At 68.4% G+C, this 9,498-nt stretch carries 7 protein-coding genes and 2 pseudogenes; 4 read left to right on the top strand and 5 right to left on the bottom strand.

What is annotated here, in order from left to right:
* The 5 genes and pseudogenes from AC1D01_RS10730 to AC1D01_RS10710 form a co-directional block, all read right to left on the bottom strand.
* Positions 1-926, bottom strand: a pseudogene (locus AC1D01_RS10730) (hypothetical protein); the annotation flags it as partial.
* Positions 923-1,696, bottom strand: a complete 774-nt coding sequence (locus AC1D01_RS10725) for a DUF4129 domain-containing protein (protein WP_477866020.1) — start codon at positions 1,694-1,696, stop codon at positions 923-925. The pseudogene AC1D01_RS10730 and the gene AC1D01_RS10725, both read right to left, overlap by 4 nt.
* On the bottom strand, positions 1,686-2,411 hold the full coding sequence (locus AC1D01_RS10720) for a hypothetical protein (RefSeq protein WP_477866019.1): 726 nt from the start codon (positions 2,409-2,411) through the stop codon (positions 1,686-1,688). The genes AC1D01_RS10725 and AC1D01_RS10720 overlap by 11 nt, the downstream gene beginning before the upstream one ends.
* On the bottom strand, positions 2,401-3,471 hold the full coding sequence (locus AC1D01_RS10715) for a stage II sporulation protein M (RefSeq protein WP_477866018.1): 1,071 nt from the start codon (positions 3,469-3,471) through the stop codon (positions 2,401-2,403). The genes AC1D01_RS10720 and AC1D01_RS10715 overlap by 11 nt, the downstream gene beginning before the upstream one ends.
* On the bottom strand, positions 3,468-4,172 hold the full coding sequence (locus AC1D01_RS10710) for an RDD family protein (protein WP_477866017.1): 705 nt from the start codon (positions 4,170-4,172) through the stop codon (positions 3,468-3,470). The genes AC1D01_RS10715 and AC1D01_RS10710 overlap by 4 nt, the downstream gene beginning before the upstream one ends.
* Before the next feature lie 47 nt (positions 4,173-4,219).
* Between AC1D01_RS10710 and AC1D01_RS10705 the strand changes: the two genes are divergently transcribed.
* From AC1D01_RS10705 to AC1D01_RS10690, 4 genes and pseudogenes are all read left to right on the top strand, one after another.
* Positions 4,220-5,239, top strand: a complete 1,020-nt coding sequence (locus AC1D01_RS10705) for an AAA family ATPase (RefSeq protein ID WP_477866016.1) — start codon at positions 4,220-4,222, stop codon at positions 5,237-5,239.
* Positions 5,240-5,256: 17 nt separating this feature from the next.
* Positions 5,257-7,758, top strand: a complete 2,502-nt coding sequence (locus AC1D01_RS10700; RefSeq protein WP_477866015.1) for a S8 family peptidase — start codon at positions 5,257-5,259, stop codon at positions 7,756-7,758.
* A 110-nt stretch (positions 7,759-7,868) separates the two neighbouring features.
* Positions 7,869-9,290 (top strand): FAD-binding oxidoreductase, encoded by a 1,422-nt coding sequence (locus tag AC1D01_RS10695; protein WP_477866014.1) that lies wholly within the window; start codon positions 7,869-7,871, stop codon positions 9,288-9,290.
* A 10-nt stretch (positions 9,291-9,300) separates the two neighbouring features.
* Positions 9,301-9,498 (top strand): annotated as a pseudogene (locus tag AC1D01_RS10690) (ABC transporter permease); the annotation flags it as partial.

Below are 9,498 nucleotides of genomic sequence, written 5' to 3'. Positions count from 1 at the left end.
GCGAGCAGCAGCGCCGCCGCGCCGGCGCGCCAGAGCCAGCTCGTCAGCGGCGTGCGCGATTCCTGGTCGATGATCCACAGCCGCTGCCCCTGGCGCAGCTGCAGCGCGGCGGCGGCGATCAGGCCGTTGTCGCCGCGCGTCAGCGCCCGGTTGCCGCGCAGGTCCCAGCCGGCCAGCACGGTGACGCTGCCGCGGCCGTGCGGCACGCGCAGCACCTCGATGCCGCTCTCGGCGTCGAGCTGCCAGGCCGCAGGCCCCTTGGCCTGGATGCGCGGCCACGGCGGGTGGGCGCAACTCATGAAGCGGCGCGACGGCGGGAAGGCCGGCGCCACGGAATCTGGCTCGGCCACCGAGCGGCACGGCGGGCCTTCCTGCAGCTGCTTGATGATGCGCTTCACGTCGGGCGAGCTACCGGCCGCCGGGCGCGAGGCCTGCGCCGCGGGCACGGCAGGTGCCTCCTCGTCCTCGTCGTCATCCTCGTCGTCCGGTTCTTCCTTCGTGCGCACACCCGATGCCGCGTGCGGCGCCGCCGGCTTGACAGGCTTGACGACGCGCACCGGCAGCCAGCCGCCGAGCTCCGACTCGGCGAGGTCGGTGGCCGGCACCACCAGCTGCCCGCCGTCGGCCACCCAGTCGCGCAAGCGCTCGCCGCGACCGGGGAAGATGCCCCACTGCCAGGTCGCGAGGTAGACGGTGGCGCCGGCCGGCGGCATCTGCGCCAGGTCGGTCGGCCGCTCGACCGTCGCACCGAGCCGGCGCGCCAGGTCTTCCAGCGCGAGCATGTCGTTCTTCGCGGCCTCGGGCGACGGTGGCTTCGGCACGTCGACCTCGACCCACTCGGTGCACGACGCGAGCCACAGCAGGCCGCCGACCAGCACGGCGGCGATGCCGGCGCGCAGCAGGTTGTCGCGGGTCAGCAGCGTCATGCGGCCTCCGCCACCGGGGCCGGCGCCTGCAGGCGCGCGTCGAACTCGCTGCACAGCGCCAGCACCTCGTCGGTCTGCGGCAGCCGCGCGCCGTACACCGCGAGCTGCCACGCGCCGACCAGCCGCGCCACGTACGCCGCCGGCTCGGCGCGCAGCCGCGTGTGCGCCAGCGCCACGCACTCGCCTTCGGTGCTGGCGGCGCGGATCGGCAGCGCATGCACGTGCACCAGGCGCGACAGGGCACCGCGGTACAGCAGCGACAGCGCGGCCCGCTGCTCGCCGCGCTGCCACAGCGCCGCGGCGGCCGCGCCGATCCGGTCGGGCAGGCTCTCGGGGCGGATGTCGAGGTCGCGCACGTGGCTCGGCAACGGGGCGGCGCGCTGCGGCAGCGCACCGGCGCGCTCGCGGATCCAGTAGCGCAGCCCGACGATCAGCACGGCCACCAGCACCGCACCGATCGCCCACACGACCAGACGGCCGGCCGCGGTCATCCAGCGCGCGAACTCGCCCAGCCACTTGAACCAGGCCGGCATGCCGGACGGCGGCTCGGACTTCGTCGGCTCCGACGCGCGCTCCTTGAAGCGCCAGGTCTTCTGCTTCTGCGTGCCGCCGAAGCGCGGGTCGGCGCGCAGCGTGGCCAGCTCGGCCTCGACCGCGTCGCGCGACGGGGCCGAAGCCGCCGAAGCCGCGACATCAGCGGGCGCCTGCTGGGCCTGCACCTGGGCTCCCAGCAACGCCAGCGCCAGCCCCCACGCAGCACTAGAACGCACGGCGGAACTCCTGCTCGATGTCCCAGGCCTCGAGCTGCACGCGGCGGTTCAGGTACATCGCGAAGCCGGCGCCGACATAGAACGGCTCGAGCATCAGCACCACCAGCGCGTAGCCGGTGGCGGTGGCGAACGACGACGACAGGCTGCCGCCGGTGAACCAGTCCCATGCCATGCTGCGCAGCCCCTCGGGCAGCAGCAGCGCGATGAACGCCATCAGCCCGATCCCGAGGAAGGCCTCGGCGTGCGCGAACGCCAGGTGCATCATCCCGGCCGGCCCGCGCTGCGCGCGCAGCATCAGCGCGCGCCGCTGCCGCCGCGCCTTGCCGCGCTGGCCTTCGAGCTGGTAGATGGGCTGCGTGTACGGCCGCCACGGCGACAGGCGCCGCCACGTCAGGCTCGTGAACAGCTGGCTCCACCAGACCTCGCGCTGCGCACGCCACAGGTCGGCGAAGCGGGTCGACTGGCCGAAGGCCGCGCGCGACAGCACGAACAGCACGCTGCGGTCCATCCAGGGCTTGAGCCAGAAGATCAGCACGCTGGGCAGCCAGCTGGCGATCTCGACGCTCGACAGCGCGAGCAGGAACACCGCGACGAACACCGGCGTGCAGGTCGCCCACACCGAGCGCGCATGGGCCTGCACCAGGCGCACGCCCAGGTCGCCGGCCTCGTGCATCGGGCGCGGGCGCAGCTCGACGGCGATCGCATCAACCTGCATCCGGGCCCTTCTCATCGGCGGCGCGGCGCGGCCGGCCCTGCCAGCCGAGGTAGGCGATCACCAGCGCCCAGCAGGCCGCGCCGACGCCGTACTTGACCTGCGGCTCGACCCAGCGGGCCGACGACCAGAAGGCCTCGACCGCGGCGGCGATCAGCAGGAACGCGATCACGCCGTACATCACGACGATGGCGTGCGAGGACGCATGGCGCAGTGCCTCCAGCCGCGTGCGACGGCCCGGTGCGAGCAGCGCGTGGCCGAGCCGCAGCCCGGCGGCACCGGACATCACGATGGCGGTCAGCTCGAAGGCCGAGTGCGTGACGATGAACGAGTAGAACGCCTCGCCGTGGCCGCGCGCCGTCAGGTAGCCGCCCACCGCGCCGCCCTGCAGCCCGTTGAAGACCAGGAAGAACGCGCTGCCGATGCCGCCGAACAGCCCGGCCGCGAAGCACTGGAAGCCGATGCCGATGTTGTGCTGGATGTAGTAGCCGAACATCTGCCAGTCGGTCTCGGCGCTGCGCGGCTTGCCGATCGGGTCGGCGCCGGGGCCGTACATCTGGTCGAAGTTGCGCACCTGCTGGGCGTCCATCAGGTGCAGGATGAAGCCGGGGTCGCGCCAGCAGGCCCAGCCGACGAGCAGCGTCGGCACGACGAACAGCAGCGCCGCCACCAGCAGGTAGCCGCGGTGCGCGCGCACGCTCTGCGGGATGTCGACCAGCAGCAGCCGGCGCAGCCGCCCGATGCCGAAGCCCGGCTCGTGGCGGCGGTAGATCAGCTGGTGCGCGCGGTGCGTGAGCTGCTCCAGGCGCTGCGTCAGGCCGATCGGGTAGGCGCGCGCCTGCGCCAGCGCCAGGTGCTCGCAGGCGCGGCGGTACAGCACGCTGAGGCGGGCGCCGTCGATCGGCGCGGGCTTGCCCTTGGCGCGCTCCTTCTTCTTGTCGGCCTGCTTGTCGGCCGACTGGTCCTTCTTCTGGCGCGGGCGGGCGCCCTCCACGCGGTCGAGCATGGCCTGCAGCTCGTCCCACAGCGGCGTGTACGCGGCCTCGAACTGCAGCGGCGTCATCGGGCGGCGTCTCCGCGGCGGCCGAGCAGCCAGTGCGCGACGCCGAGCAGGCGCTGCGTGGCGTCCGTCGCACCGGCGCCGGCATCGGTCGCCGAGCGGGCCAGCACCGCCAACTCGTCGAAGCGGGCGGGCGTGAGCCGCTGGCCGCGCATCGCCCAGTTGACGATGGCCGCCTGCTCGCGCAGCGCGAGCGGCCGGGCCGGCGCGCGCGGCGGCGCGTCGGGCAACTCGCCGTGCAGCTCGACGCTGCCGGCATGCACCACCAGCGTGCCGGCAGCCATGTCGCCCAGGCGCTTGAAATCGGGCCGCCACAGCATCGCGAGCAGGCCGAAGCCGTACAGCAGCGGCATGAAATCGGCCGCGCGCAGCAGGTTGCGGATGATCGACGCGGCGGGCGTCACCGGCAGCCCGGAATCCATCACGACCCGCAGGCCCAGCATGCGCTTGCCCGGCGTCGCGCCGGCCAGCGCGAGCTCGAACACCACCGGGTAGAACCATTCGAGCAGGAAATACATCATCAGCTGCAGCCCGGCCCCCAGGCCGCCGCCCAGGCCCAGCAGCGCCGACAGCACGAAGAACATCACGACGCGGATGCCGAAATCGGCCGCGAAGGCCAGCACGCGCGGCACCAGGCCGGCCGGCCGGAGCGACAGTGCGATGCCTTCGGGGGTCTCGGCGGTGGTCAGCGTATCCAGTGACACGGAGGCCTTGTCTGTGGGGGTCGCAGATTCTAGGGTCAGGCGCCTCAATGGGAGACAATCCGGACACCATGGCGAACGGCGATCAACTCAAAGCTCTGCTGCGCTCCCACGCGGAGGGTGACGATCGTCACTTCTATTCGGTCGCCATGCAGATGGCCGCGCATGAAGCGAAGCAGGGTCACGGCAAACTGGCAGAAGAGATCCGCGACCTCATCGATGCCACCAAAGCACGTCGAAGCATTGGTACGGCAGACGGCACGATTCCGATCGCTCGACCGAAGGGTGAACTCGCGGCACTGCTCAGCGTCTCCTACCCTTCTCGGCGACTGAGTGACATGGTTTTGGCTGAGCCGTTGCTGCAAAGCCTGCAGCGTGTGCTCAAGGAACAGCGACACCTGTCCAAGCTGCGCAGCCACGGCTTGCATCCTCGGCGGAAGTTGTTGCTCGTTGGCCCGTCCGGGACGGGCAAGACTATGACAGCCTCGGCGCTGGCCGGGGAACTCGGTATCCCCCTGTTCGTGGTCCGCCTGGACGCACTCATCACGAAATTCATGGGTGAAACCGCCGCAAAACTGCGGCAAGTCTTCGACGCTGTGTCATCTACACGAGGCGTCTATTTTTTCGACGAGTTCGACGCGATCGGCAGCCAGCGCGGCATGGCAAATGATGTGGGCGAGATTCGCCGGATCTTGAACAGCTTCCTGCTCATGATCGAGCAAGACGAATCCCACAGCGTCATCGTCGCTGCGACAAACCATCCGGACATCCTGGACGAGGCGCTTTTCAGGCGATTCGATGACGTCGTTGAATACCACGTGCCCTCGACTTCCGAAGTCGAGGTCCTGCTGCACAGGCGCCTAGGCGGGTACATCAAAGCGAAGAAAGCGCTCACCGATCTCGCGAAAGACGCAACCAGCCTCAGTCATGCAGAGATCGCGAGAGCGATCGACGATGCAATCAAAGAAGCTGTGATGCACGATCAGCACACCATACCGGCCGCGGCGCTGCGCAACCTGCTGCAGCAGCGCCAAGCAGTTCGCCGTCGCAGCGCAGGCGCCAAAGAATAAGCGGGGCGGGGCTCTTCATGGCTACCGAGAGCCAACAGCGGCGCCCGCATCTCTTCCCTCACGATACCCGCTCAGTTGAGGGATACACGGCGAAGAAGGCCGTCGTCACCAAGACGGCCGTGCCGCCTCTGCCGCGTGAGCAACAAGCGCAGGATCTGCGCACCCAGTTTGCACAAGTCGAGGCCGCCCAGTCGCAGCGCATCGCTGAACAGCGAGCGGCAGAGGTGCAGATGGCAATCGGGATCCAGATCGAGTTCGAAAGCCGGCATGGCGTCGAGTTCGCTGCTGAACGCCTGGCGCGCGACCGCCAGGGCATCGAACTCATGAACGTCCGTGAGCACGGCGACCAGATCCTGGCCACGGTGTTCGTACCTCCGGGCAAGCTGACCCATTTCGAAAAACTGATCCAAGCCTACGCAGAACACCGAACCGGTGCCAGCGGTCGCTCGCTCGACCACCAGTCGTTGATCGACGCGATTCGCTCCGTGCGCGTCGCCACATTCGACTCCCTGTGGACGGACAGCGCCGAGGCGCTGCCGGCAAGCGACACCGAGGCAATCTGGTGGGAGGCTTGGCTTCCCGGCGGCGAGAAGCGCCTGCAAGTCATTGCCGACTTCCGCAAGGTCGCCGAACTGGCCGGCCTTCTGGTGCGTGAAYGGGTGCTGCATTTCCCGGAACGCTCAGTTGTTCAGCTGCGTGGCAGCAAGGAGCAATTGCTGCAATCGGCGCTGGTGTTGAACACGGTGGCCGAGTTGCGCCGAGCGAAAACCACCGCCGAGTTCTTTGCTGCGCTGCCACTGAACGAGCAAGCGCACTGGAGCGAGAACCTGCAGAAACGAGTTCTGCCGCAACACGAGGGCAGTTCTTACGTCACGTTGCTCGACACCGGTGTCAATCATGGACATCCACTGCTCACGCCGCTTATCGATGACGCAGATCGCCACTGCGTGGAGCCTGACTGGGGCACGGACGATGGCAATGGGCACGGCACCGAACTGGCTGGATTGGCGTTGCTTGGTGACTTGACGCCAGCACTCTCTGACGATGGGTTGCTGCATATTCCTCATCGCCTCGAGTCGGTGAAGATCTTGCAGGGGCCTGGAGACAATGATGGACAGTCTTACGGTGCAATCACGGCAGAAGCCGTTGCACGCGTGGAGATCACCGACCAAGATCGTCGCCGCATCTTCGCGATGGCGGTCTCGTCGACAGATGGGCGCGACAGAGGTCGCCCGTCTTCGTGGTCAGCAGAGGTCGATCGACTCGCCTGCGACTACGAGGGTCAAGGCGAGTCGCCGCGCTTGTTTGTGCTCTGCGCAGGCAATACACAAGATCCAAACGCCTGGGGCGAGTACCCCGCCAGTCTTTCGACGAACATGGTTCACGACCCTGGGCAGGCATGGAATGCACTGACGGTCGGTTCCTATTCGGAACTGACCACGCTCTCCGAGCCCTTCGAACATCAATACACGGCAATCGCGGCCGCAGGCGGGTTGAGTCCGTACACGACGACATCCTCGACGTGGCAAACAGGGTGGCCCTTCAAACCCGACATCGTCATGGAAGGCGGCAATGCGGCCATCGACGCAACTGGCTTCACCAGCCAGATGGACAGCCTATCGTTGCTGACGACAAGTCACGAACCTCATGAGCGTCTGTTCGCACTGAGTTGGGCAACCAGCGCGTCGACTGCGCTCGCAGCGGGCATGGCGGCAAGGATCCAGGCGGCGTACACGACATTCTGGCCGGAGACTGTCCGAGCGCTGATGATTCACTCTGCGCGTTGGACAACGCCCATGCTGGCGACCTACACCCCGAATGGGATCCGCAACCAAACAACGATCAGGCAGTTACTGAGGCATTGCGGATATGGCGTTCCCAGCCTGGAGCGGGCGCTGTTCAGTGCGAGCAATTCGCTCACGATGATCGTGCAGGACCGCCTTCAGCCCTACCAGAAGGTCGGATCAACGGTTCGCACCTGCGACATGCATTTGCATGCGCTTCCCTGGCCAACCGAGCAGCTCCAATCGCTTGGCAGTACGGAGGTGACCTTGCGAATCACCTTGTCGTACTTCATCGAACCGAACCCCGGCGAGCGGGGCGGGATCGACAAGTACGCGTACCAATCGCATGCGCTTCGATTTGCGGTACGCCGTCCGCTGGAGACGGAAGCTGCATTTCGAGGCCGCATCAACGCGCAAGCGACAGCTGAGGAGCAGGGGCTCCCAGCTCAGTCCAGCACCGATGCCGGATGGAGCATCGGAGAGCGCACGCGGGCTCGTGGATCGCTGATCAGCGACAGTTGGAGCGGCACAGCCGCTGAGTTGGCCAATCGAGGGCATTTGGCAGTGTTCCCGGCCATGGGATGGTGGCGCAATCGTCCTGGCCACGGCCGGTTCGAACGCGCCGCCCGCTATGCATTGGTCGTCTCGATCGAAGCGCCCGAAGTCGAACAGGACTTGTATGCGGCTGTCGCCCAGCAGATTGGCGTACCGGTCGCAGTAGAAACCACCGTGTAGCGCGAGAAGGTCACCCGGCCGGGCGGGTTCCGGCGACGGAACCCGGAATCGCTGTCGACTCAGCCAAGGCGGTGCAGAATCTGCATTCCGTTGTCGGAGGTCCCCCGCCCATGAACGCACCCATCCCCGTCCACCTGCTGCCGCAACTCGATCCGCGGCCGGTTCCCGCCGAGATGGTCGAGGCGCTGCGGGCCCGCTTCGGCGAGCGCTGCTCCACCGCGCTGGCAGTGCGCCAGCAGCATGGCCGCGACGAGTCGCCGTTCGACGTGCCGCCGCCCGAGGTGGTGGTGTTCTGCGAGAGCACCGAAGACGTCGCCGAGGTCGTGAAACTGGCCGACCGGCATGCCGTGCCGGTGATCCCGTTCGGCGCCGGCTCGTCGCTCGAAGGTCACCTGCTCGCGGTGCAGGGCGGCGTCAGCATCGACCTGACGCGCATGAACGGCATCGTCTCGGTGCGCCCCGAGGACCTCACCGTCACCGTGCAGGCCGGCGTCACCCGCATGCAGCTGAACACCGAGATCCGCCATGCCGGGCTGTTCTTCCCGATCGATCCCGGCGCCGACGCGACGCTCGGCGGCATGAGCGCCACGCGCGCGAGCGGCACCAACGCCGTGCGCTACGGCACGATGCGCGACAACGTGCTCGCGCTCACCGTCGTCACGCCGCAGGGCGAGGTGATCCACACCGGCACGCGGGCCCGCAAGTCGTCCGCCGGCTACGACCTGACGCGCCTGATGGTGGGCAGCGAAGGCACGCTGGGCGTCATGACCGAGATCACGCTGAAGCTGTACCCGCTGCCCGAGGCGATCTCGGCGGCCACCTGCAGCTTCCCGAGCATCGACGCCGCGGTGCGCACCACCATCCAGCTGATCCAGATGGGCGTGCCGATCGCGCGCTGCGAGCTGCTCGACGCCAACGCGGTGCGCGCGGTGAACCGGCACGACAAGCTCACGCTGCCCGAGGTGCCGCTGCTGTTGATGGAGTTCCACGGCAGCGAGGCGAGCGTGGCCGAGCAGGCCGCCACGGTGCAGGAGATCGCCGGCGAGTTCGGCGGCGAGGGCTTCCAGTGGGCGACCACGCCGGAGGAGCGCACCAAGCTCTGGAGCGCGCGCCACCGCGCCTACTTCGCCGGGCTGCAGATGAAGCCCGGCAGCCGCACCGTGACCACCGACACCTGCGTGCCGATCTCGCGGCTGGCTGAGTGCATCAACGAGAGCGTTGCCGAGGTCGAGGCCTCGGGGTTGATGTACTACATCGTCGGCCACGTCGGCGACGGCAATTTCCACCTCGCCTACCTGATCGACCCCGACAAGCCGGAAGAGCGCGAGACCGCCGAGCGGCTGAACCTGCAGCTGGTGCAGCGCGCGCTGCGGCTCGACGGCACCTGCACCGGCGAACACGGCATCGGGCTGCACAAGATGGGCTTCCTGGTCAGCGAGGCCGGCGCCGGCGCGGTCGACATGATGCGCACCGTCAAGCGCGCGCTCGATCCGAAGAACATCATGAACCCCGGCAAGATCTTCTCGCTCTGAGGCCGGGCCCATCAGCGTCTTCCTGATCCAGCGCTGCGCCGCCTTCGCCGCCACGCTGCTGGCGGCCTCGGCGCTGATCTTCGCGGTGCTCGCGCTGCTGCCGGGCAGCGCGGTCGACGTCCGGCTGGAGACCGGTGCCACGCCCGAAGCCGCCGCGGCGCTCGCACGGCAGCTCGGGCTCGACCAGCCGGCGCTCGTGCGCTACGGC

The organism is Rhizobacter sp. P3_B12 (genome assembly GCF_056402895.1).
Note: the sequence above shows the minus strand (reverse complement) of the source record. Positions and strands in the feature narration are given on the sequence as shown.